28 protein-coding genes are annotated in these 24,626 nt (G+C 36.4%); 11 read left to right on the top strand and 17 right to left on the bottom strand.

Annotated elements, in window-relative coordinates:
• Positions 1–17 precede the first annotated feature (17 nt).
• The 5 genes from ABFU83_RS09045 to ABFU83_RS09025 all read left to right on the top strand — a co-directional run bounded on the left by ABFU83_RS09045 (position 18) and on the right by ABFU83_RS09025 (position 6,065).
• Positions 18–2,060 (top strand): hypothetical protein, encoded by a 2,043-nt coding sequence (locus ABFU83_RS09045; protein ID WP_347065351.1) that lies wholly within the window; start codon positions 18–20, stop codon positions 2,058–2,060.
• A gap of 28 nt (positions 2,061–2,088) precedes the next feature.
• The gene (locus ABFU83_RS09040) at positions 2,089–2,979 is read left to right on the top strand and encodes a tail fiber domain-containing protein (RefSeq protein WP_347065350.1); all 891 of its coding nucleotides are present in this window, start codon (positions 2,089–2,091) and stop codon (positions 2,977–2,979) included.
• 154 nt (positions 2,980–3,133) lie between these two features.
• Entirely contained in the window at positions 3,134–3,646 is a 513-nt protein-coding gene (locus ABFU83_RS09035; RefSeq protein WP_347065347.1) for a tail fiber protein, read from the top strand.
• Between the two features lie 202 nt (positions 3,647–3,848).
• Positions 3,849–4,835, top strand: coding sequence for an SH3 domain-containing protein (locus ABFU83_RS09030; RefSeq protein WP_347065346.1), 987 nt, complete (start codon positions 3,849–3,851; stop codon positions 4,833–4,835).
• A 12-nt stretch (positions 4,836–4,847) separates the two neighbouring features.
• Positions 4,848–6,065: a hypothetical protein gene (locus ABFU83_RS09025; RefSeq protein ID WP_347065345.1), complete on the top strand. Its 1,218-nt coding sequence runs from the start codon at positions 4,848–4,850 to the stop codon at positions 6,063–6,065.
• Between the two features lie 128 nt (positions 6,066–6,193).
• Here ABFU83_RS09025 and ABFU83_RS09020 read toward each other — a convergent pair whose 3' ends face one another.
• From ABFU83_RS09020 to ABFU83_RS08980, 9 genes are all read right to left on the bottom strand, one after another.
• Positions 6,194–6,856, bottom strand: a complete 663-nt coding sequence (locus ABFU83_RS09020) for a hypothetical protein (RefSeq protein ID WP_347065344.1) — start codon at positions 6,854–6,856, stop codon at positions 6,194–6,196.
• A gap of 32 nt (positions 6,857–6,888) precedes the next feature.
• Positions 6,889–7,593 carry a hypothetical protein gene (locus ABFU83_RS09015; protein WP_347065343.1) on the bottom strand — a complete coding sequence of 235 codons (705 nt, stop codon included), beginning with the start codon at positions 7,591–7,593 and terminating at the stop codon, positions 6,889–6,891.
• A gap of 83 nt (positions 7,594–7,676) precedes the next feature.
• Positions 7,677–7,991, bottom strand: coding sequence for a hypothetical protein (locus tag ABFU83_RS09010; RefSeq protein WP_347070185.1), 315 nt, complete (start codon positions 7,989–7,991; stop codon positions 7,677–7,679).
• A gap of 249 nt (positions 7,992–8,240) precedes the next feature.
• Positions 8,241–8,714, bottom strand: a complete 474-nt coding sequence (locus ABFU83_RS09005) for a DUF3592 domain-containing protein (RefSeq protein WP_347070184.1) — start codon at positions 8,712–8,714, stop codon at positions 8,241–8,243.
• A gap of 213 nt (positions 8,715–8,927) precedes the next feature.
• Positions 8,928–9,110 (bottom strand): hypothetical protein, encoded by a 183-nt coding sequence (locus ABFU83_RS09000; RefSeq protein WP_347070183.1) that lies wholly within the window; start codon positions 9,108–9,110, stop codon positions 8,928–8,930.
• Complete coding sequence (locus ABFU83_RS08995) at positions 9,080–9,220, bottom strand: hypothetical protein (RefSeq protein ID WP_347070182.1); 141 nt, start codon at positions 9,218–9,220, stop codon at positions 9,080–9,082. The genes ABFU83_RS09000 and ABFU83_RS08995 overlap by 31 nt, the downstream gene beginning before the upstream one ends.
• A 114-nt stretch (positions 9,221–9,334) precedes the next feature.
• On the bottom strand, positions 9,335–9,982 hold the full coding sequence (locus tag ABFU83_RS08990) for a JAB domain-containing protein (protein WP_347070181.1): 648 nt from the start codon (positions 9,980–9,982) through the stop codon (positions 9,335–9,337).
• 458 nt (positions 9,983–10,440) lie between these two features.
• Complete coding sequence (locus ABFU83_RS08985; RefSeq protein ID WP_347070180.1) at positions 10,441–11,493, bottom strand: DUF4917 family protein; 1,053 nt, start codon at positions 11,491–11,493, stop codon at positions 10,441–10,443.
• A 149-nt stretch (positions 11,494–11,642) separates the two neighbouring features.
• Entirely contained in the window at positions 11,643–13,166 is a 1,524-nt protein-coding gene (locus ABFU83_RS08980) for an SIR2 family protein (protein WP_347070179.1), read from the bottom strand.
• Between the two features lie 318 nt (positions 13,167–13,484).
• Between ABFU83_RS08980 and ABFU83_RS08975 the strand changes: the two genes are divergently transcribed.
• The 6 genes from ABFU83_RS08975 (at position 13,485) to gwsS (ending at position 18,313) form a co-directional block, all read left to right on the top strand.
• Complete coding sequence (locus ABFU83_RS08975; protein WP_347070178.1) at positions 13,485–14,504, top strand: RNA ligase family protein; 1,020 nt, start codon at positions 13,485–13,487, stop codon at positions 14,502–14,504.
• 253 nt (positions 14,505–14,757) lie between these two features.
• Positions 14,758–14,961: a hypothetical protein gene (locus tag ABFU83_RS08970; protein WP_347070177.1), complete on the top strand. Its 204-nt coding sequence runs from the start codon at positions 14,758–14,760 to the stop codon at positions 14,959–14,961.
• Positions 14,962–15,132: 171 nt separating this feature from the next.
• Positions 15,133–16,035, top strand: coding sequence for a hypothetical protein (locus tag ABFU83_RS08965; RefSeq protein WP_347070176.1), 903 nt, complete (start codon positions 15,133–15,135; stop codon positions 16,033–16,035).
• Between the two features lie 7 nt (positions 16,036–16,042).
• The gene (gene gwsG / locus ABFU83_RS08960; protein WP_347070175.1) at positions 16,043–17,035 is read left to right on the top strand and encodes a grasp-with-spasm system ATP-grasp peptide maturase; all 993 of its coding nucleotides are present in this window, start codon (positions 16,043–16,045) and stop codon (positions 17,033–17,035) included.
• Positions 17,004–17,225, top strand: coding sequence for a hypothetical protein (locus ABFU83_RS08955; protein ID WP_347070174.1), 222 nt, complete (start codon positions 17,004–17,006; stop codon positions 17,223–17,225). The genes gwsG and ABFU83_RS08955 overlap by 32 nt, the downstream gene beginning before the upstream one ends.
• The gene (gene gwsS, locus ABFU83_RS08950) at positions 17,222–18,313 is read left to right on the top strand and encodes a grasp-with-spasm system SPASM domain peptide maturase (RefSeq protein ID WP_347070173.1); all 1,092 of its coding nucleotides are present in this window, start codon (positions 17,222–17,224) and stop codon (positions 18,311–18,313) included. The genes ABFU83_RS08955 and gwsS overlap by 4 nt, the downstream gene beginning before the upstream one ends.
• An 18-nt stretch (positions 18,314–18,331) precedes the next feature.
• Here gwsS and ABFU83_RS08945 read toward each other — a convergent pair whose 3' ends face one another.
• From ABFU83_RS08945 to ABFU83_RS08910, 8 genes are all read right to left on the bottom strand, one after another.
• Positions 18,332–18,802 carry a hypothetical protein gene (locus tag ABFU83_RS08945; RefSeq protein WP_347070172.1) on the bottom strand — a complete coding sequence of 157 codons (471 nt, stop codon included), beginning with the start codon at positions 18,800–18,802 and terminating at the stop codon, positions 18,332–18,334.
• 35 nt (positions 18,803–18,837) lie between these two features.
• Positions 18,838–19,197 carry a hypothetical protein gene (locus ABFU83_RS08940; RefSeq protein WP_347070171.1) on the bottom strand — a complete coding sequence of 120 codons (360 nt, stop codon included), beginning with the start codon at positions 19,195–19,197 and terminating at the stop codon, positions 18,838–18,840.
• Between the two features lie 33 nt (positions 19,198–19,230).
• A complete protein-coding gene (locus ABFU83_RS08935) occupies positions 19,231–20,814 on the bottom strand; it encodes an ankyrin repeat domain-containing protein (RefSeq protein WP_347070170.1) in 1,584 nt (527 codons plus the stop codon).
• Positions 20,815–20,862: 48 nt separating this feature from the next.
• The gene (locus ABFU83_RS08930) at positions 20,863–21,753 is read right to left on the bottom strand and encodes a hypothetical protein (protein ID WP_347070169.1); all 891 of its coding nucleotides are present in this window, start codon (positions 21,751–21,753) and stop codon (positions 20,863–20,865) included.
• Between the two features lie 18 nt (positions 21,754–21,771).
• On the bottom strand, positions 21,772–22,350 hold the full coding sequence (locus ABFU83_RS08925) for a hypothetical protein (RefSeq protein ID WP_347070168.1): 579 nt from the start codon (positions 22,348–22,350) through the stop codon (positions 21,772–21,774).
• 54 nt (positions 22,351–22,404) lie between these two features.
• On the bottom strand, positions 22,405–22,815 hold the full coding sequence (locus ABFU83_RS08920) for a hypothetical protein (protein ID WP_347070167.1): 411 nt from the start codon (positions 22,813–22,815) through the stop codon (positions 22,405–22,407).
• A 50-nt stretch (positions 22,816–22,865) separates the two neighbouring features.
• The gene (locus ABFU83_RS08915; protein ID WP_347070166.1) at positions 22,866–23,675 is read right to left on the bottom strand and encodes a hypothetical protein; all 810 of its coding nucleotides are present in this window, start codon (positions 23,673–23,675) and stop codon (positions 22,866–22,868) included.
• Positions 23,676–23,775: 100 nt separating this feature from the next.
• Positions 23,776–24,378 (bottom strand): hypothetical protein, encoded by a 603-nt coding sequence (locus ABFU83_RS08910; protein ID WP_347070165.1) that lies wholly within the window; start codon positions 24,376–24,378, stop codon positions 23,776–23,778.
• Positions 24,379–24,626 lie beyond the last annotated feature (248 nt).

The following is a 24,626-nucleotide window of genomic DNA, read 5'->3' as shown; positions in this document are numbered from 1 at the left end:
AATTTAAAAGAAAGATTATGAAAAAAATAAGGTATAGCTATATTCTTGCAGTATTATTACTGCTCACAAAACCGCAGGGACTGTTGGCGCAATCCAAGCATACCGTTGTATTGCCGCAAATTGACATGGCATTACAAGCGGATGGCAATGGCGATTTACGGGTTGCAGCCGATGACAAAGGAAACGAAACCCATAAGTCTTTTTTTAAATTTGACTGTAACAATTTGCCGGCCAATGCCAAGGTTATGACCCTGAATCTGAAATTGTACAACATGCCCAATGATAAGATGTCTGATTTTTCGGTTCAGACGATAACGGCTTTAAAAGGCACCAACGGATGGACCGGAAACGAAACAAGTTTAAGCGATCCGAAATTAAGCTGGGCGATTTTAAGCAATAATGCGGAAGGTCCTGTAGGTCGGGCTGAGGTTCGGAAGAGTACCACATCGATAGCGATGAAACTCAAGTTCCCGGGATCGTTAAAACCGGTAGCCGATTTTCTGCCGGACGGTATTTTATCCCTCGCGGCACGATCGCCGGAGAAAGGACAGGATACCCGCTTTTTCTCTTCTAAAACCGCAGAATCATCTTTCAATTTTTCCAAAAAACCAAAATTGCTGGTGAACTACGAAATCGATCCGTATCCGTTTCGGGAAGATTGGGCGCAGTCGCTTGGAAACATGCAGCACAATAGCCTGCTAAACTGGAAAAGCAATACCTATGTTCAGGAAGCGCAAACCCGTATACTTCCCTATGGTGGCGGGTACCTGCAGGAAATCGGTCCCACGGGCGCCCTTGCGATCTATAAAAATTTACCGCTAGTATTTACGCAGGAAACTACCGGAACACCGACTGTTTTTAACGTAAAACAATTGGATTCGAAAGGAAATGTTTTATGGCAGCAAGGAGTAGACGATGTTGCCAAATCATGGCCGTTAATCGATGAGCAGGGCCGTATGTATTATATTTCCAAATCCGGAAAACTGAGCATCTTGGATTTAAACAATAGCGGAAATAAGCTACTGGAAAAAAAACTATCGGAGATCACCAATCAACAACTGACAACGATCAACAATAATGCGACTATCGGATATGACGGAACGCTTTACCTGCCCTCCGATATAGGAATTGTTGCACTGTCGGCGTATCCGCAATTAAAAATACGTTGGAAATATACACCGAAAGCCAATGAACTTTGTGGCCCGGTTTCGCTAAGTCCGGACGAGAGCAAATCCTTCTTTATTGTGGTCGATACCCAACAGAAAAAGAGCCGACTGGTGGTATTGGATAATTTGGACGGAAGCACACTGGCTACATCCGATGCGGTTTTAGCGGGCTATCAGAACGATATTAATTTTTATATTCCGGCACCGGTGGTTCAGGACAATACCCGTGTTTTTGTGTTGAATGGCTTCGACAACAGTAACCAGCTTTTTGTCTTTGATATCGACGAAAAAGGAGCGATTGCCCGAACTCAGTTTATAACTTCCGGAAATTCGGAGAACACCGGAATTTCGCAACCGGTGATCGATGCCGAATCCAATGTGTTTTTGGTATTCCAATCGAAATTAGCAAAGTATAATGAGAAACTGAATAAAGCTGAGGTCTTCGAAAAATCGGCAACGTTGAATACTGCCTCGATAGTACTCACCGATGCGTCATCGCGTATTTATGCTACCGATCCGTACAGCACGCCCAAAATGATACTGGGCTTTCAAAACGATAGTGACAATCCGAATGCCTTTGCAATGGCTATCAATCCGACTATCGGGTATACCAAGAAAAATATGGTTTTGGCTCCGGATGGAACCTTATATACGGCTACAGCTACGAATCTGATAGCGGTTACGGCTACTAAAGTTGCCCAAAACGATGCGGTTATCAATCAGGCGAATTTAAAAACGAATACGGTTTACCGCGCCACCAATAGCATTACGGTCGAAGGAATTACAGTAGCACCATCTGTAAACGTGATTCTTAATTCTGGCGGAAGCATTTCTTTTAAACCGGGATTTACCGTAACCAAAGGCGCACAGCTCAATTGTAAAACAGCAAATTAATACAACTCATATCTAAATTATACCTACCATGAAAAAAAACTATTGGTTATTGGGAACCCTCCTTGTTATCCTATCGAATCCGATGCAGGCGCAAACGGAAGCCATGAAAATTCTTCCGAATGGCAATGTGGGAATTGGCACGTCTACACCTATACAAGCCAAATTGGTTGTTTCCGGAGAACAAAGCACTAATGCGAACGGCATGTTTATGTACGGTTACAGAACCTCTAAAATTCTGGACTCGGGAACGGTAAAAAATTCGATTTATGCAACCGATGGCGTCACGGCACAACAATTTAATGTGGTATCGGATGCGCGTATTAAAAAGATATTGGGCGTAAGTAATACTGCCCGTGATCTTGACATCCTTTCCAAAATTGAGATAACGGATTATAAAATGATCGATTCGGTACAACGAGGCAATCAGGTTTATAAAAAAGTCATTGCACAACAGGTGGAACAAGTATATCCGCTTGCTGTCAATACGAAACTAACAGAGGTTATTCCCAATGTTTATCAGTTAAGTACCCTTAAAAACGGCTGGATATCGGTACCCACAAAAGACCTTGCTGTTGGCGACAAAATCAAATTGGTTTTTAGTCGCGAAACAATGCTCACCGATATACAGGCGATCAGCAAAGAGGGGATTCGGGTGAATTGTACGAAAGAAGGAAGCGTTTTTGTTTACGGAAAAGAAGTACACGATTTCCATTCGGTGGATTACGAAGCGATAGCCATGCTAAATGTAAGCGCGACTCAGGCCCTGTTAAAGCGCATTGAAATGCTGGAAGCCAAAAACACAAACCTGATTCAGACGGTAAGCAAACTGGAAAAAGAACAGCAAACCACAAACGATCGTCTAAAGGCAATAGAGAAATTAGTACTACCGGTGGTCGCCGAAAACGATGCTGTAAAATAATAAAAAGAAGAAAGAGTAAAGAGTAAAGAGGAAAGAGTAAAGAGGAAAGAGTAAAGAGTAAAGAGTAAAGAGTAAAGAGGAAAGAGGAAAGAGGAAAGAGGAAAGAGGAAAGAGGAAAGAGGAAAGACTATATTAATGATCAAAACAAGATACTATGAAAATTAATGATTTTACGCAGGTTCCGTTGGGAACGATATTGCCCTTTGTTTTTAATGATGCTTTAATACCGGATGGATGGTTGAAATGTGACGGAAGTGAAATACCAGGACATTATAAAACGTTACGAGAATTATTAGGAGGTTATACTCCAAATTTTGCTGGAAGAACCTTGATTGGTTCCGGAACCGTTAACAGTCAGCAATCGGATGGAACGTCTCCTAATTTTGGAAATGCAACCTATTGGGCGTTGGGAAAAACAGGAGGAGAATACCAACACCAATTAAAGGTTAACGAAATGCCAAGACACAGACATTCTATCTACGGAGGTAATTTTGGATTGCACAGTAGGAGTTTTAAGGGGAGTGATGACTCCGATATACCATTTAAAACAGAGTCGGATCTTAACAGAAGATTGTACGGTACGGATTATGAAGGCGGTGACGCTTACCATAACACCATGCAACCCTATTATGTGATCAATTATATTATTTATGCCGGAAGTGAATAGAATAAAGAATAAAGAATAAAGAATAAAGAATGGGGTTTATGCCCCATTTTTGATTTCGAACAATTACAAAAAGAATACTATTATACCATTTATACTAATAAAGCTACAGTAACTGCGATTAAAAATTACGTATTTTTTCGTATTGACAAGTAAGCGCTAAGTTGTTAATTTAGATGGTTTTAACTTATTGAATAACGACACCATGGAAACAAAATACGGATTTACCAAAATGACTGTCCCGGAATTTGAAACATGGATTTCAAACCTCAGAGTAGGACGGACGATTTTAAAAGTGCAACAACACCATACCTATGTTCCCAGTTATGTACATTTTACGGGAAACAATCATTTTGACCGACAGTTGGCCATGAAAAACTTCCATGTGAATCAAAACGGATGGCAGGATATCGGGCAACATTTTACCATTTTTCCGGACGGAACGGTCGTGACCGGAAGAAGTCTGGAAAACTCACCGGCCTGTATTCTCAACCAAAATGCGTATGCCATTTGCATCGAAAATTTCGGCAATTTTGATCAGAATGCCGATGTGATGACAAATGTCCAAAAGGATGCCATTATAGCCATTACCGCGGCTTTATGCAAGCGGTTTAATTTACCGGTTAACTCCAATTCGATCGTTTACCACCATTGGTTCCGTTTGGATAACGGCGTACGGAATAATGGAACCGGAAACAATAAATCCTGCCCGGGAACCAACTTTTTTGGCGGTAACAAAGTACCCGATTTTGACACTAATTTTGCCCCTTTAGTCCGCGCAAAGCTCGGCAATCATCCGATAAAAACCGACAGTAGTGCGATTACTAAATATGTATGTGTAACCGCCAACAGTCTTAATGTCCGCACCGAACCGGATGGCGGAAGTCCAAAAGCGACCGATCGTGCTGCGATTGCATTGGGTGCTATTTTGCGGGTGTATGAAGAAAAAGACGGCTGGTTAAAAATATCCAATACCCAATCCAACTGGGTGGCAGCGCGCTATACGATTGCTGTAAAAAGAGCTACCGTAAACGCTACGATTTTAAATGTAAGAACCGGTCCCGGTACCAATTTCCCTAAAGTGGACCGGATTGAAAAAGACGAAGAAGTTTTTGTTTTTGAAACACAAAACGGCTGGTGTAAAATTGACCTGGGCGAAAAGTGGGTGATGCAATCCTATGTAAACTTTTAAAACGGCAACCCAATGGAAAAAGTAGGGGTTTATATTTCGGGTTTAGGGCAATCGTTTCAACAGGAATCGTTTGAAAAATATGCCATCCGCCTTAAAAATGAATTCCGCTATAGTGATAACGGAAGTGAGTTTGAACTAAAAACGGAAAAGATTTTTTATACGGAGGAAAGAGACAGCACAGTGGTCAGTATTTTTAAATACAAAAAAGACAATCCGGATAATGCCGAACGGGTGTATAAATTATACGATTTTAAATACCATGAGATCTTAACGGAACGCTTTAAAAAGCAAAATCTGCTGCTTAAAAACCTGATTTTACTGGGATTAATACTCAAAAAACTACCACAGCTTTTTTTGCGAATTTTTAGCAGCGGTAGTTTTAGCCGACCGTATCTTACGTTTTACGCTTTTTTAGTATTACTGGTCATCTCACTGGCTATCATTTTCCTGATACCGGCCAGTATCGATATTGTGACACAATATGGTGCACAGAAAGAAATAAAGACTCTTATTGAAAGCTGTCATCTTGATTTTGAAAAAATTACCGGCTTTTTGTCGGGTCTTACTCAAAAAACGAAATGGTTTGTTCCGATTACCACCTTTATACTGCTGGTTATTCCGGAATCGAAAACCTTGTTAACCTCATTGGCGACCGAGTTTGTTTGTGTGGATCAATATATCGAAAATGGCGAACAGAGTCAGCTGGTGCTGGGAAATCTGGATTTATTGATCGAATATATTGCCGAAAACGATCCGAAGGCACAGATACACTATCATAGCTATAGTTTTGGAACGATTATCGCGATGGATTTTTTGTTTCCGATAGGTAATGTTCCGTCGGCCAATACCAAAGACAGGAGTGAGTTGCTTGTAACGATAGGAACGCCCTATGAATTTATAAATGCTTATTATCCGAAGTTTTTTAACAACAGAAGCGCTCAAATGGAAACAAAGTTGACGTGGATGAATGTCTATTCTATTGCCGATGCTCTGGCGACCAATTTTAGAAAAGACACCAACCGGGGCCCAGCTTTATTTGGGATCAATGGGTTTTCGCTTTTGCCAATCAACATCAATTATGAAGTGACCTCCGATAAAAGCATGACACTATTCAATTTTATTACGATGTATGCCATCCGCATGCATAAATGCTATTGGGATGCGTCGCCTAACGGACAGAGTTGTATCCGGGTGTTATCTAACGAAATGAAAGCACGCGGCTTTATCTAAAGCGGCTATTTTATACTTTAGCCCGGCGGAAATTGTGATTCCGGCCGGGCTACTTTTTTGATAAAGTAAGACGCAGTATTCTAAATCAAATATTCCTTGTTGCTTTCTTTGTTTATCTATCTTATCGTTTAGGCTTCCATCAGATTGTTATCGAATGCGATTTTAGCATCTTTACCCTCCCAAATAACTTTAAAACCATGGGGAAGTGCCATAAATTTAACCGTTTCCGGTCGGTAGGTCATGAGTTGTCCAACCGTTATTTCTTCGAACGCCATAGTTTCTTCATCAAAGTTATCGGTCATCACCATCCAACCCGAATCGGGAGCCGCTCTGTTCCAACGAAACAAATGTGCCGGTACTCCGGTTCGGATTAACGGATCGATCGTAACGATATGATCAAAATCAGGGAAAACAGGCTCCACTTTTAATTGATCACAAACAAAAAGCTGTTGCTCCAATACATGAAGCGTGTGATTAAGGCCACTGGCAAAGCCTCCTTTTTCCGGAACGATTTCCAGAATTTCGAAATAATCACCTTCTTCATGCGCTAAAATAAGCCAGGAGAAACAGGTTAGTTTATTACCGCTTTTAATATCCGGTTTTTCATCCTGAATGAATTCGACCAGATAGTGTAGAATAGGGTTTAATTCCTCCAGAGTAAGGCCGTGTTTTTCGATTTTTAATTCCTTTTGAATCGATGCCGCTAAACCTTTGGAATAAAAATAATCTCCATCGGCAAAAAAGGCGATATCTCTCACTTTTAATGCTTTTATTTTGTTGAATAATCCCATGGCTTGATTGGTTTGCTTTTAAAATGGTTGTGTTATTTCCCGAATATATTTTTCATAAAAAGACTTATTTTGGATTCTTTCTTCTGATCGCTGTAATAAGGAGCCGGAATATTAATATCACTGGTGTCTTTTGTTAGTTTTATAAGACAACTATGTAAATGCTCTCCGATTGAATTTGGAATTGGCGTTACTTTGGTTAAGGGATAAAATCGGTTATAGCCATCCATTCCAACCGGGAAGTTGGTTCTTTCCACCCAAAATGGCTCCAATAAATCGGCTAATGGCTCCTGGTGTATTCGGGTATCAAAACTTTGTCGCGCCTTTTGAATAATATCCTCATCCAAATTCGAGCTGACATTATCAAAATAGTGTAAGCCTTTTGCCGGTATGTGTAGCAAAAATATTTGGGTTTTATCTCCAATTTTATAAATATCAAGTACTTTAAAATAACTGTTGATATTGATACAAAAATGCCCAAATCGTTCATTATCCGGGTTTATTTCATATAATTTTGCTGCTTTTGAGGAGGCGATTAAAAAACGGGTATTAAATTTAAGACCACCGCCACGACAACTAACATCCAGAAAATAACCATTTCGGATGAGTTTGTATTTTGTAAATTTTTCGGCTACGGAAGGGGTTAAATCGCAATCTTTATAATATAATACGGCTCCGGGATAGGTCCAGTTTATGATTTCTTCGGAATTTTCAAGAATACCATTTTCTATTGTAGTCATATCGTTTGTTTTTTTAGGCTCTGCCCGTTTTTTGGGAGTGGTGAGCGGTTGTCCCTTTTTTTAATTTCGTAATAAACATCATTCTATTTGTTTTGTGGCGTCCACATTTTTAGAAACGGAAACTTTTTCGGATATTCCTCCCTTGGACAAAAGGCCAAACAGACTTCTTTGCCGTCCAGCGCCGATTCGGTTAGCAATACAAAATCCGTTTCTTTTTTAAGCGCTTCAAATTCCGTTTCATTTGCCAGACAAACCACTTTTTTAAAGATACCATTGATCCATTGGATCATGCTTTCATTTTCCTCAAATTTTTTATAGCAGGCTAAGGAAGCATGTGCCGTGATGACCGGAACCAGCTTGTCCGGGATGGTGTCTTTTACGATAATATACATTTTCATGTTGCGATGGTTTTCGTTTGTTTATTTCGCGAAATCGGGACTAATTTACTTAAATTAATGTAAGTTAAATCTTAAAATGAATAAAAAAGTGTCGGATAATGGAATACTAACAAAACGAACCAAATATAAAATAAAAAGGAATGCTGGTTTGGGTAAATCGACAAACGCTGCTTTTGTGGATATAAGTGTCGTAAAAGCGCGGATATTCGTTTTGTCGGTTTTATGTTAGGGCATTTAGTAGTAAATCATCTATAACTTTATGATGCCAAATAAGCTACAAATAGCCAAGACTATAAAGAGAAAACTTACAGTAAAAAATATAAAAATAGTGGAGTAGTTAAAATCTTCTTCATTTTTTAGAACGAATTTTTTTGGATTTTCCGGATCGTATAAAATGATAACGGGTTTGTTTATATCATTTTTATAGGTTCGTATTCTACTCAAGTCGGTTGAAGCATAGAAATAAGGCTTAGCGATTATTAGTTCATGATTCTTCGTTTCAAATTCAATAACTGGGGTTTTGAAACCTTCATGATCCGACTCATATTCTATTATTTTTCCGGAACGTTCGATTCCAATCTTTCGAATTTTTTCGTTAAAAGCGTATGCTTCGACACTAAAAAAGAATACGATTAGACCTAATAAAAGGAAACCGTAAGCTATATTTATAAAACTGAAAATCAAAAAAATGAAGATTATTAATATCCAGTATTTTTTTTTCATTATTAAATAATGCTAAGTTTTAATGTTGCTATTCGAAATACAATGAATGTTTTCGGATCTGTGAAGCTATTTATTTCGGTTAAATATAGAATTTTTCGCGGAGAAAAAAGCGTGATGGAATAAGGAGGATTAAAATAGGAGCGTTTGCTCCAACTCGTGCTAAAAAAAGACAAGATTTGATCAACTAATTGTTTTAACGAAAAGTACGATGAGCTATTTTTTGCGGTGATTACGGATGCTTTTTAAGGCAGTTGTAACCTGGCAAATTGGATCATTCTTTTTTCCAGACTTTAACCTTTCCAGCTGCTTTTTAGGATCAAAATTTTCGACCCGCCCACTATCAATTCCTTTTTGAATGGCATTTCTTAAAACAGTAATCCTGTTTTCTTCTTCCAAAGCTTTACGTTCGGCTCGGCGACTTGATTTCCGTTACTAATGCGCCCTTTTGAAACGGCTGTTATACTATAACGTTCGAAATCTACGACTATACTTCTGTTTCGTACCATGTGCTTTCTTTTAGAAAATTATCCAATTGGGGAGTCGTACTTTTAACGTTGCCTTCCTGATAAATCCGATGGCACAAACACAAATTACTACCGCGTAAAAATAGCGGAGTGCTTTTATTCCATCTTCTTTTTTAGGTTTTCGACCACTCTTACAGTAAGTCCGGTTAGTCGGGCAATAAATTCAACTTCGAATCCTTGTTCCAGACATGTTGTGGCTATTTCTTTTGCTTTTGTATTCCGACCGGTTTTTAAGCCGGTAGTTATTCCGAGTTCCTTAGCTTCCTTTTGTATCTTTTCTTCCAGTTTATATCTTGGAACGTATTTGGTACTGTTTCGTAGTTCGCTCATTAGACCAATATCAGTAAAGCTTAAATAGCTTTTTTCTGAAATGATTAAATGATCGATCACTTCCGTTTGAACGATTATCCCCACTTGTATGAGTCGGTCGGTAATATCTTTATCGGCATCCGAGGGTTTGAGTTCGCCACTCGGATGATTATGGCAAAGAATGATTTTAACGGCTCGTTTTTGCAACGCAAAACTGAACACTTCCATAGGATGGACAAGTGTTTTGTTTACGGTTCCCAAGCTAATGAGTTCAATAAAAAGCACCAGATTATTGTTGGCTAATCCAATAACCCAAAAATGCTCCCGATCGAGATCAATTTTATTTTCCCGAAGCAATACCTGTTGCATGATGACATAGATGTCATCGGAATTTAGAATTTTGATTTTTTGTGTCTCTGTTAGTTTTACATTCATTAATACAAGAATTAGGTTTTACAATTTTTGTAGTATCGTTTCAGCCTAATCGGAGTTTGTTTCTGTTGCGCAATTAGCGTTGTTTTTAAAGGTAAAACTTTTTCGGGAAGTAAAATGTGTTGGGGCGGAATTGGGAGTGGGATGGGGGGATTTGGCCTGGGTTGGATGGGAAGGTAGTTTGGTCAACGAATTGTTTTTCCGGGAAGAAATAGTGGACTGTTATGGAGTGATTATAGATGTTTTTTAGGTTTGTTATGGCATGTGAAATTTAACCATTTTTCTTTTCTGATTTTAAGGTTTTGAGATGATTTTTAGTAGTACCAAAGTTTGGTGATCAAGTCTTTTTGAATGTTGAGTTGTATGGGAAATCATCTGCAAAGTCATCGAACGGATTATTTCTATTAAGATAGGGTTTTAGGGGAGAAAATTATGAAGTAAAATTATTGTTATATAACGTTTTATTTATCCTCCCAAATAGGAACTGTGGCTGCATTATATAAGTTAACTTTACATCTAAACTTATGCTCAATTTTTTTTATATGGTCAAGATTTTCTTGAGAATAAACACCAATATAAACACTATATAATTTGTTTCCGGATTTTTGCCCTTGATGAGCAGCTTTATTTATTGCATCAATTATATGGGTATCATATTCTCCAAAATTAAAACCGAAAGTGATAAGTGAGCCTTCAATTTGAGTTAATTGGTCATAACAATGTGATAAATATTTGTTATGAGATATGTGACTTAATTTTTCTTGAGAGCTTCCTGCCGTGACAAAAATAGGATAAGATTTTGCAGCCATACGCTCGTTTATTTTCTCTAAAAGATAGTGTTGAGTATCGTAAGTTTCTTTTTCAATTTCTATACCTGTATCAAAAATTAATAGAGCTCCATGTAAATAGAAAATGGTCTGTTCTTTTTTATACTTACCCCATCTTAATTCTGAAAAAATTGGTTCTTGATTCTTTAAAACTTCATCTGGATTTTCAATTTCTCTTCCAAAACCATCAATTGCAAATTGTGAGTCATTACGCATCAAAATCCAATAGGGAAGTAAATCATAATTTGTTGAAAAAACTTTACCTTCTTGAGAAAGATACTCGTTAAGGAATGAATAACAACATTTACTTTTTTCTTCTGGTACTTTAAAAACGTGTTCTGGATGAAGCTTTTGTACCGCCTCAATTAAACTAGTTTTTAAAACTTCGTTTGCTTCTATTATTTTCTGAATTAATTTTTTATCAGAACTAAAAGTTTTGGAAATTTCTATAAAATTATCCAGTTGTTGCATTACTAATTCAAAGTTTTTGGTATTTATAACTTCAAAAAGCTTTTTCAAAAGGTCATTATCAATTTCATCTATAAACTTACTTAAAGCATTGTATGAAAAAATATTAGGATCGTAGGCTATACTAAATCCATTTCCAAAAAGCAGATGCTTTTTACGTTTTTTTGCTTTAAGTGAGTCGATTATTTGTTGATAGCTAGGCAAATCTTTTACTTGCATATATTTTATAAATGAGATTATGAGAAATGGTATGTAGCGGTTTTCAGATTGTCGTAATTACGAAACTAAAATTCCGTAGAATATTCTTTGGTTAAACATAGAAATGTATCACTTGCCATTGAAGTAAATTGATATTATGTACAACTTTTCTATTCATTATTCACTTTTGTTAATATAGTCGGAATATCATCATAAGAAGTATACCATATTATTAAAACTCCAAGTTCCTTCATTAATTCTTCATTCAACTTATGGTGTCCATTTAAGAATTGTTCAGCAGCTTTTTTGTTGTTAATTACTTGTTTCTTCTCTGTACCATTCTTCTCTTTTTCATAGCAAAATTCCTCAATAGTAAGTCTTTTCATAAATGCAAAATGTCTTGGTCGCTCACTATTGCGCGCAGAAATCTCAAGAAGTCTACGAAGATTTGGATCTGTCAATGAAAGTCCAATCATTAAACAACTATTCTCACGTAAATTATAGAGTTGAACCAAATTTGACCAGTGGTAAGCATCCGAGTATATTTGATGGTAACCTTCTTCTGAAAAAACTAATGTGATTTCCTCTAATCCTGTATATTTTGATTTGTCTTCGGGTAAAAAACCATGAACGTGATAAATCGGTAATTCATCAGGGTCAGAAAGTTCATTTTCTTTGTAAATACTATGGTGACGAATTGCTTTTGTCTCTAATTCTCTCTCTAGTAAGTCATCAAAGTTGTATGTGATAACAGATTTAACTCTTGCTCCAGTTTGTGTTGGCATACAAAGATTTGTAATAGCCTTAATTAGTTTTGAGCTAATATCTTTTTTGGAATCTCGTAACTTATATAAATTATCAGAAATAGTATTAATAAATGCTTGGCTTTCCGATTGTTCTTTTGTCAATCCCTTTCTTAAATATCTTGCAGCCATTAAAGCTGAAGGTTCGTCAACATAATTTAATCGGTGTACAATTTGTTTTATATCATTATCGTTTATGGCTTCAGAATGTTTGAATTCCTTTGCTAAATATGAGACAAAAAGTGAATTAAGTAAAGTGTTCCAGTCTGGCATTCCTGCACTACTAGAAACACCTGCGCCAAGAAAGGCAGAAAACTGTCTTTTTTTATATACGTCAATTAATAATTCAATTCTTTCCTCTCTTTCATCTTCCCAATTACGAACTTCACCACTTACAATATTTTCAAGCCTCAACGCAAATAGATTATTTGCAATTTTGTTTGCTTCTTTTTTATGTTTTGTAACAATTTTATTGAGTTCTTCAGGTCCCCAAAGTATTATTCTAAACTGTGGAGATAAGAAGTTTAATTCTATAAGAATCCTTTCTTTTGTTTCACGGGAGATAGGACGTCCATTAATTATCAAAATATTTTTAAAATCTGGAGAAACTTCTGTTCTATTAAATCGACTAAAAAATTGATCTACAAAAATTTTTGGAGGTGTTCTGTCTAAGTTTAGTTTAATTTCTACTATAGTTTTGCCTATAATATCATCAAGGCCATCTTCTGCTATTGCATCGCCAAGTGTGCGAAGGTTGTCATTATTTATAACCAGAACTTTTTGCTGTTGCTCTAAATGATATTTTAGTAGGTTTAAAATAAAGGTCTCGAAGGAATAATAAGTTTTAGATTCTGTCCCTATAAACTTTGATAGTATTTCGTCAATTAGCATGTCTTGGTCTTTAAAATTGCTTACAAGATTGTTCTTTAGAAAATGGTCTACATATTTATTTAAAGAATAAATTATATAACCCTATCCCGCAATTCGAAAGAAACTCATTTCCTCCTAACAAAACAATACGTGTTTTTACTTAATTTTTACCTTACAGAATTTTAAAGTATTGAATTATAGGTTGTAAGAAAAAAATAAAGTAGTACAGTTTTAATGTTCCGATTTTTCTTTCAAATATTTCCGATATATTTGTAAATAGTAACGCTAAAGTGGTGCAAGGTTGCTAATTTGCAACGTATTAGCAAAAAAATAAAAACGATGAGTGAATTTTCGGGCTATGAAAAAATGCCCAATAGTCCAAAAAAGCTAGGTTTAAGTGAAAAAGATTTTTCCGAAATGGAAAAATTAAAATGGGTTGTGACCGAAAAAGTACACGGTGCGAATTTTAGTTTTAGCTATGAAAACGGTACGCTTCGGTTTGCGAAACGAAAAGACTACCTCCAATGGAATGATGACTTTTTTGGGTTTCAATTGGTTGTAAATAAATTGGAAAACAACATATTGCGCCTGTTTGAACAGCTCAGTGGTGCTATAGCCGGAGAAAAATATATGGTGTACGGCGAATTGTTTGGTGGGAAATATCCGCATCCGGAAGTTGATCCTATAGCCGATTTACAAGCGATTCAGACCGGAGTATATTATACGCCTGAAATTGCATTTTGTGCTTTTGATATTGCCATCGAAAACGAATCCGGATCGAAATATTATCTGGATTATGAAACTGCCGTGGCCTATTTTGAACAGTTTGGGATCTTTTATGCCAAACCCTTACTGATCGGAAAATTTGCCGAAGCCATGAATTTTACTATCCGGATCAACTCGACGATTCCGAAAGCCTTGCAACTTCCGGAACTACAAGACAATCTAATCGAAGGCGTGGTGATCAAACCGTATAACCAAGTGGATCAGAATAGGCGACCGATCGTAAAAGTAAAGAATCCCGAATTTGACGAGGAGGAGAAATTCCACGAGGCCGAAAAATGGTCGTTTGTACCCAATGTTTCCTCGCGGACAGAAGATTTATCGTTTATCGTAACGGAATTGCGGAACTATATTACGCAAAACCGATTGCAAAGTGCGATTTCTAAAATCGGTACGTTGGATCGGACGAATCCCCTTCGGGTTGCCGACATCAAAACCGAGTTTTTAGAAGATGTAATCGTCGATTTTAATGAAAACAACAACGATCTTTTAAACGATTTAGCATCCGACGAAAAAGAGTGGATTATGGAACGAGTCCATTTTGAGATCCATAAAATGATCCTTGCAAACGGATAAACCTTTTGTATAAAAAAGCCTTGAACGTTTCCAATTCAAGGCTTTTTGTTTTAAAGGTAAATTCATAATCGAAAAATACTCAGATTCTTTTTTAGGATAAAAATCATAAAGCTGTCCTTTTGGCTCAACGATACTATTTCCTCTTTTTTATTTTCATAAATTCTACTAATGAAATTCTTAATAGGACGATTACGATACTTGGTGCACAGGGTAAAGACTATTAAGAGAGGTGTTTAATTTAATAGATAAATTTATGGAACTAGAAAGTTTAAAAACAGACAAGTTTGAGGCGTTCAAAGAAAATGAGATTTTAAACATAGTCGGTATTGTTGGTGGCAGGATAGAACCCGTTGCAACGTGCCTTAATGGTCATAATGACTACCGCGACTATGAGACTCAAACGGCAGGACAAACAGACGGAGGGGGAACTCCCTGGGATTTTAGGGTATTAGATTAGGAGTTGCAATTAGTTATGGAGCTGATTGCGGCTCCATCTTTTTAAGAGTAATGGATTATGAACAGCATATTTTCTTTAGTACTTCTTCTGATACCGCTATTTGTATATTCTCAGAAAACAGATTACCGGGACTATCATTTGAATATAAATAAGGCTGAGGAACTTTTTTTTATGCAGCAAAAAGTGGATAGCTGCTTATACTATTACGATAACGTTTTTTCGACTTATGATTTCATTTTTGTAAAAGATCTGGTCAACGCTGCACAAATTGCGATATTTTCGAAGAAACCGTATAAAAAATATATTGAACAAGCTTTTACACAAGGATTGAAATTGGAAACGATTGAAAAGTATCCATTATTCAAAAAAGTTATTCCAAAGCTAAAGAAAGACAAAAAACTAATTGAAAAATACAGGATTGCCCGGTCCAATTACATTAAGAAAATAGATTTTGAATACCTTGACTGGCTTTACAAAAATGCAATTCAGGATCAGAAAGATAAAAGATTAAAGTGGTCGAAATATAGGAATCTTGTATATAAAACATCGAATAGGATGATGGACTTAACCCAAAAGAAAGGGTTTCCGGGAGATAAAATAATTGGATTGGGCGATAGTTTAATTTTTAAAGAAATAAACAAACCCTGGTTGGATTTATATCAGCAACGAAAACAGGATCCGCGCTTGTTTTATATGAATACGAACGACAAAGGTTTGAGCGCTTTTGAATATAGTCTGGTTATTATGGTACATAATACTTGTTCCTATTTTTTATACAAAAATATTCTTATTAAAGAAATGATAAAGGGGAATATCCATCCCAGAGATATTGGTTTAATTTATGACAACACCTACAGATTTAGAGGCTATTTTCCCTATTACTGTAATGTAAAACTAAAGGGCGTTTATAGATTAAATCTTTTTACGGATTATAGCACTCATAATGATATAGAAGAAACGAATGCGATGCGAAAAAAATTATATATCGTTTCGACTCATGTTGATGATCAAAAAAAGGAATATGAAATAGAATATGGTTTTAAATTGTTTTCCGGATTTTGGAATTGTAGATAAATAAGTGATGAAAGAAATTTTTATTCAGTCAGAGCGTAATGATTTAAGTACTGATGATGTAATCGCATGGATTTATTATTTAAAAGAGGATATTACAATAAATACTTTTTTAGATGATTATCTGATAGACAACTTAAGTGTTGAAATGTCTAATAACAAAAAAGTTGAAGTTCGGATAAATAATAAGAAATTAAATAGCACCTCTAACATATGGTACAGGAGAGGTGAATGGATTGGTTTCGACAAAAATAATGTAAGGAATAAAGAAATTCACAAAAAGATAAACACGGAAGCAATTACACCTGCTCTGGAATTTTTAAATAGTGGTTTTTCTATCAATCAGATAAATAAGTTTGACGACAATCATGCTAATAAATTGAAAATGTTACGTACAGCTTTGTCACTAGGAATTAAAATACCAGATGTTTTACTAACAGGAAGCAATTTAGAATTACATCAATTTATAAAGAAGCACAAAAAAGTGATTACAAAACCCGTTGAAAATCCATACACCAATTTCAAGTTTAAGAATCATTCGATAAAATTTTCAGCGAGCTCAAAGCTAATAACAGAAGATGATGTAGAAGAAAAAGAATCCTTCTTTTTACCTTCTTTTTTTCAAAAATACATTGAGAAAAAGTACGAAATAAGGAGTTTTTATATTGATGGTTTGTTTAAAAGTATGGCAATTTTTAGTCAGCAAAACGAAAAGACAAAAATCGATTTTAGAAATTATGATCGGATTAGACCAAATAGATGCGTCCCTTATCTATTACCTAAAGCATTAGAACGAAAATTACATAAGCTAATGATTCAAATGGATTTGAATTGTGGTTCCTTTGATATTATTGTAACGCCCCAAAATCAATATTACTTTTTGGAAGTAAACCCAATAGGTCAATTCCAATGGGTTAGCCTTAATTGTAATTATTACATCGAAAAATTAATAGCAAAAAAGTTAATTAAAAATGGAAACCAAAGCGATACCAAAAGCTGTTAAAATAGATATGATGGAAAATCCAACAGCCTATCCTTTTATTGCTAAATATTGGGATGTTGAAATCTTCAAAAATGATGATGATTTAAAACATACGGAAATTGATTTAGGACATTATGAAACAAAATCATCTGTTTTAATGCCTTTTTACAAGCCCATTTCAAAGATCATAGATCTATCAGAATTTTTATGAAACCGCAACTATTTAAACTTTTTTCAAATTGTCAGGTTGTAATTGGAAAAAACAGATCTACTATCTGTGATTTACAGCGCAATAAATATATTTTAATACCGAATAGTTTGGCAAATTTATTTGATAGAAATGGAATCATAGACGTTTCCGAAATATCAAAAAAACTGGATGTAACGAATCATCTGATATTTGAGGAATATTTAGAATTGTTACATAAAAATGAAGTAATCTTTCCTTGTACGAAAAGTGAAATTGCCAGATTTCCAGTTATGGATTTAGAATTTGATTATCCTGCTATAGTATCGAATATGATTATTGATTTTTCTAAAAATTCCGATCATGATTTTGGTTTACTACTTACAAAATTTATTAAACCTCTTAATTGTCGACATATACAAGTCCGGTTTTTTGATGCGACTGGTTTTAATCAGATCAATGAAATTGTTCAAAAAGTAAATAACAGTTTTATGCGCACAATCGATTTCGTTATCAAAAGAGATTTTGAAATTTCGTCTACATTTCTACACTGGGTTTCAGAGAATAAGAAAATTAGAAGTATAACTATTCATTCGTGCGATAAAACTAAAATAATTAGTGAGGGAAAAAATGGTTTTGGAGTGGTGATTTGTACAAAGCAAAAAATAGATTCCTCGATCCATTGTGGGATAATAAGCCCCAATCTATTTAATATAACAATTGAAACTTTTTCAGAATCACAAAACTATAATACTTGTTTGAATAGAAAATTGGCGATAGCGAGTAATGGTGCGATTAAAAATTGTCCATCTATGAAGGAAGTATTGGGAAATAGTAAGACCGCCAAATTGGAAGAAATTATTGGAAACAAGGAATTTAAAAAATATTGGAATATAGCTAAAGACCAAATAGAGGTTTGTAAAGATTGTGAATTCAGGCACATCTGTACTGATTGCAGGGCGTATGTAGAGAATCCCCAAAATAGATACTCTAAGCCTTTAAAATGCGGCTATAACCCATATACGACTACTTGGGAGGAATGGAGTCATAACCCTTTAAAAAAAAATGCCATCGCCTTTTATGAAATGTTACCAGAAAAACATCAAGACTAAAGGTTTTAGACCAGTTTATTATTCCGGTCTAAGATCTTTCGCATTCCCGTTTTCAATTTCCGAAAAGTCAAAGTCATTTTCGATGACAAACGTCGCTTTAATATGCTTGGGTTCTCCAATTGGATCGAGTCGGAGTAAATCCTCGTCGTCGTTTAGTTGGGTTAAAAATTCGGATTCAGAATTGGCCGTACCCAAAATAACCCACGGCCATCCTGATTTGGTTTCCATATAGTAGACGTCTAATTCCAGATTTCCGTTATCCAGATACAAGACTTCGCCAATGGGATAATCCTGATGTTCACCGATACGTTCAAAATTGGTTCCAAGTTGTGCCAACATATAGTCGCGTTTCTGTTGCTCGATTTTATAGGCCATATCTTCCTGCGTTTGATACGCATTGGAAAAACCAGGACGTTCCGTTCGCAGTAGGAAGTATTTGTCCTCATTTTGGGTTTTATAAATAGAATAAATGGTTAATTCGCTTGCCATAAAGGAGTTGTTTTAGTAATGCGTTAAAGTAAACGTTAGATATGTGAGCTAAAATTGTATTGAATATCAAATTGTTTGCAGAAATCCCGAAGATTCCGACAACCGTCTAAACCGCTAAATTTTTCGGATAATACGGCTGCGTTATCCAATTCCGGGTTTTGTTCGGACAATTTGGTAAAAAGCAGTTTGGTATTTTCGACATCAAAAGCATACCAGTATTCGTAATCGCTATCGGAGAAATGCTCCTGAACGACATCGCCCAAATCCTGACCGGAGATTAAAAGGCATTCCTTACGGATTTCCGCCCATACATTTACCGAAAGTCGGGTGCCGTCTCTGTGTTCACAGAGCGAAAATTTTGCTATATCCTGGATGGTAGTATTGTTTAATTCCATATTTATTTTTGCAGCGCTGTAAGTCTGCTATTATCAATTGTGTTCTTTTATTCGTAGTAGTTGGAGCTCCTTTTCGGTAGAAACAAACAAATGCTCACCGTCTTTGTCGACGTATACGTTTTTGATTTCGGCTACTACATCCAAAGGTAGTTCGGCTGTGATATGCTGCTGTTCTGTATCGATGATCAATAGTATTTTTCCTTTTCCAACCACCAGAGTAGTAGGGGCTATAAAGGCCAAATAACTAGCGTTGTATTTTGAGGTATACTTCGACAGGTCCATTTCCCACAGTTTGTTTGGTTTTCCGTTTTCAAAAGTATAATATTCTAATTCGGAAGGAAAAGAAACGGCAAATTGATTTTGTTGAAAGCTAAAACCGCTTGACGTATTATCCCAGTCTTTGAAAAAAGTGCGAATAAAGGAGATCGTACCATCATTGTCGATTTGATACAGATTATAATACGTATCCTGATCGTAGCTTAAAAACGCAATCAAACTTTCGTCCGGGCTTATTTTGGGTACCATCGTTCCGTCCTCAGCTTTAAATTTACGGATCACCTTGAAATCGTCTGTAAGCAATACAAGTTCCCAGTTGGAAGCACTTCCCAAAAACATATTTTTGGAGGACAGGTATTCGATCTGATCGAACGCTAAGTCGCTTTCCAGTTGAATCGTATCGCGTAATTGAAAAGTAGTTTGTTCCAAAACCAGTAATTGACTGTCGGCTGTTGGAATTAGGATATTTCCATTTTGATCAAAGCAGAAATTTCGGATCATCGGAATAGCAATTGCCGCAATTTGATCGATGATCAATTCTCCATTGGCTACGATATACTTTACGAGCGTCATGTTCCGGGTTAACGCAATAAAACAATCCGATTGCGTTGGACTTTGTTTTAGAACAAATACACTTTCAAACGCGTAATTATCGGTCGGTATATTTTCGACTTTATAGGAAATTAATTCGGGATATTGCTCTTTAAAATGCTTTAAAATCGTTTCTCTTCGTCCTTGTTTTGCCAAATCGTAAGGCGTTCGACCGCTACCATCTTTTTGCCAGGGACAACCATTAGCGTAGGCAAAGTCAAAAACTTCCGGTAGATCGAGCCAGGCTAGCTGATGCAACAGATTACTATTTCGAGAATCGCGCCCATCTATTTTGATGTGGTGTTTCAGATATATATGTAAGCACCCGATACTTTTGCTCTCCAGATATTGTGGCGCTATAGGATCGATTTTGGCTCCTTTCAATAACAATAAGTCCACAATAGCAACTTTATCCCGACTGGTGGCTAAATACAATTCTTTATCGTTCATGGTAGCGCCATGATCCAGAAGATATCGGGCGATTTCAAAACTGTCCGCCCAACAGAGCGGAGTGGTATATAGGCCACTTCTTTCGGCATTTACGTTGGCGCCGTTTTGGATCAGAAATTGCACCATTTCGAAGTTTCCACTTAACGCTGCGATATGCAAAGGCGTATCGTCCATCCAGCCTTTAAGGGCTATTTCGGATGGATTTTGCTGTAAATGTCGTTTCGCCGCGTCGTTCTTATGCTCTTTGATCAGCGTAAAGATTTCCGGTGTTTTGGTATGATCGGTCTGATAAATATTCATTCGTATAGGTTGTGTCGTATAAGATGCTTTATTGTTTTTTGGTCGGTATTATCCGTTATCGTCCCAGGTTTGCATATTAAGCGGCGTAGGGATTGAAACCGGTTGTAAGGCATTCAGATCGTGTAGCATTTCCAAATTCGTATACGCCACGGAACCGTCGGTCGCTCTTTTGGAAGCATATAATTTTCCTTCTTTGGTCGCAATAATCCGGTTGTTATTGTCAATATCTGCCCAGCTAACGTCATGCAATTTGATTTTCGATTCCTTTCTTCCCAGATAGAACCAATCGATATTTTTTCGTTGTTTGGAATCATAAAAGCTAATCCAATACAAAGCCGCACTATGGGTAATCGGTTTTTTCCAAAGTTTCGGAACGATAGGAGCGAGGCTTTCGAGATCTGTTTCCTGTTGCAGAAAAGCGGGATCATTCTGCTCCGTCCATCCGTTTATTTCCTGTCGGTATTCGTGTAATAGATTCACATGCCCTTTCGGGAGTGAATATTCTTTTTGGGTTTGAAAAAGAGCAACATTGAGATGAGACGGCACGGGATAGTGTTCAAGTGCCTGTGTGGATTTCAAATTTAACAACACCGTTTTTTCGTCTGCGAATACGCCACCTCCGGTATCAAAAAGCAGATCGCCATGTTCCCAAACGGTAAGCCCCGTCCAGAATGGCGGCTTACAAATGACGGTTCTGCTGTTTCCGTTTTCAAAATTATCGACCGCATACATCAGGTAGTTCCCGGAAGGCGATAGATCACAATTTCGCATCGGCACCTTTTTGTTAATCCATTGTCCGGGTTCCAGGGTGTCGTTATCCAAATTCCAGAGACTCATCTGAATCCAGTCGGTAGGGCCACGTCTAAAAACAATGGCGCTATTCGTTATTCTTGATTTCAGAAAGAAAATCCGTGCGGTGGTCGTATTGGGCTGTTTCAATGTAACGTGATTTTTGTTTTATAGGCTTTTCATATTTCCGTTCTGATACCCCAATCGGGGATGTGTCGCTTCAAGTTCTCCTTTCTTGATCAATTGTGCCACTTCTTCTTCGCTCCATTCGTATGGGTAATCCAAACCATTTGCAATACCAATAACGTCCATCGTCTCTAAAGTGGTTGCGATAATGCCATCATAAACCGTTGTATGGGCGTTATATAGAGCACTTCTTGTTGCAATGGCGATCGATTCGATAGTCTGATTATCGAGTGAACGAAACTCTACACGAACATCATACGGAGCCGATTCTTCAAATTCTTCTGTAATACTTCTATAATTGACTATTCCTCCGGTTCTGTGGGTGCTAAGTCTTTCAATGACGGCATCTCTTTCCTGTTTTGACTCCGGATTGATCCATTTCGATTCAAACACATAATCGCTGCCATCATCCGTTTCAATATCAGCGAGGTAAACCGAATCGAACGGTTCCTCTTCAAATTCGAAATTATTTTGGACTAAAACAGCATGCATACGATCAAAAACGCTTTTCATCTCGGAAGGAGGTACTACTATTATGATAACCTGATATAAATAAGACATTTTTGAGTTTCAATTTTTGGTTTTAATCTATTTGGACGTATTGTAGCTTACAATTTATTTGGAGTCATCGAAAGCACCGATGTAGTTTTCCAGAACCGGATCCTGTATCTGTTTACAAACAAATTCAAAAATAGTTTTCAGCAGCTCCGATTCATTTGTATGAGCATGATAGCTATCTTTTAGTAGGAGATGAATGGGAACGGCGTCTTCCAGACTAATCTTTCTAAGAGTACCATCATTAATCGTTATACCTTTGGGTAGGGATGGATTCGTATGACAGGCTTTTATCAGACCAACGATTTTGAGTATCGTTTGATCCTCGTCAATTTTGGCATGCCAGACTTTACCATTTTCCTGAAAGTAGTCCGATTTCGACATGATAACGAGCAAGTTATAGTGCTTGTCAGTTTGTTTGATTTCGATGTCCAATTCGCCTGCCAGAGATTCTATGTTTATTTTGATCATAATGGGTTTATACTAATCAGCACTATGGTTAAACGAGTGTTATAAGCCGTCTAAAATTTTAATAATTCGGCCACTTCTTTAGGGATTTCAGCTTTATTGTCAATTTTATCATACATTTTTACTGCTTTCTGTTTCATTTTTGCGTCATTTTTGCGTTCGGAAACTTTTAATAAACACAATGCATAATGAATTTTAAAGTTATCTTCTTTTTTATAGGAAGAATAACTTTTTTCTAAATTTTCAAGCCCTTCCTCATACCTTTTATTTAGTGCGAGTAAGATTCCTTTTATGAATACTACATCATCTTTTAACGGAATATTTTTTTGATTATATTTTTCGATTGCAAGGTCTATATTTTCCAAGCCTTTTTCCACATCGCCATATATAGGGGACGTTATTGCGAATCCGAAGTATCCTTCCGGGCTTTCAGGAAAGTATTTAATAATTTCATTATATTTTCTCCTTGCAATTTTGGTTGAAATCTCGTTACCATATCTTAAAGCTTCTCCAGCTAAATTAATTTTAAATTCAAGGGATCTGTTGTTCGCTAAACTATCGGCTAAATAATAACAAGCTAATGCATTTTCATCATTCAGTAAGCGTAGTGTATAACCCGTAAAAAATAAGGCATCACAAAAAGTGGAATCCATTTTATAAGCGCCAAAAAAAGCCTCTGAGGTCATTTTTAAATACTTTTTATCTAATGTTTTATTTAAGTATAGCGTTTCAATTCCTGTATTAAATAATTGTATAGCTTTTGGATTTTCGGATTTACAATACAATGTTTTGCCTTCAAAATAGCTTTGTGAAAAGGCTACATTTATAGTAAGAACAAAAAAAATAAGAATTAATTTTTGCATAATTTATGTAGTTGTTTTTGGGTTTTAATTTTTGTAAATTATTTTATTTCAATGTTTTGTTTTAGGTTGGTTGTCGTTATAGTGGATTCCACAGTCGTTTTTAACGCCATGACGTTACCTTATAATTCGTATAATTTGTATCCATATCTTTTAATCTGTCGTTTAGGCTTTCTATCCCGTCTGTTAAATAGCGTTCCTGCTCTTCTTTTGACAGTTGGTGGTACACATCGATTCCAACACCTATAGTTTTACTAATTAAAAGGCCATAGGTTAAGTCGGGATTTTTATACATAATATAATCCATGCCTTTGTAATCAATTATAATGCGATGCGTAGGGGTAAGGCTCTCCAGATCAATTAACGCTTTTCGAACCACCCGGTATCTTTTTTGTGGACCATGGCCGCCTAATTCTACGTAATAGAAAAAAACCGTATGGCATTTTTGGCATTGATAAAGGTCACAACCGTAATACGGATAGCAGTCGAACCGGATTTTCGCATCTTGTCCCCAATAGGGAGCCTCCCATTGTTTTTCGCCAGGCGGAACAGCAATTTGTCCAATCTTAGTCAGGTTCGTTTTTAAGGCTTCCGTTTCGTTATGCCATTCCCAAAAATCGGTATGACCACCACAGGCGTCGTTCACTTTTGTGGAGGCCAGAAAATGTAAAAGTTTTTGTTCGTCAATATCAAATGTGGTTTCCATAAGATTGTAAATACTGTTTGTTAGCACTAAGACTAAGCGGATCACAGACGAAAATAGTAATTATTTTCTTAGGTGTGTGAAATTTTAATTTTAGTAAACGGTTTTTTATACATTTTTTCTTAAAAAACAGTTATCTTTCGCCCCAATTAACCGTGTTTTTGATTATTTAAAAAGGAATAAAAACGGTATTGTTAGTATTTTAAATTGAATTTTCGTCAGAAAAGCAAAACCAATACGACTGACTCCCT

Origin of the sequence: Flavobacterium sp. WV_118_3, from assembly GCF_039778605.1 — a bacterium.
GTDB lineage: Bacteria > Bacteroidota > Bacteroidia > Flavobacteriales > Flavobacteriaceae > Flavobacterium.
The sequence above is the reverse complement of the archived record's forward strand: the minus strand, read 5'-3'. Positions and strand labels throughout refer to the sequence as shown.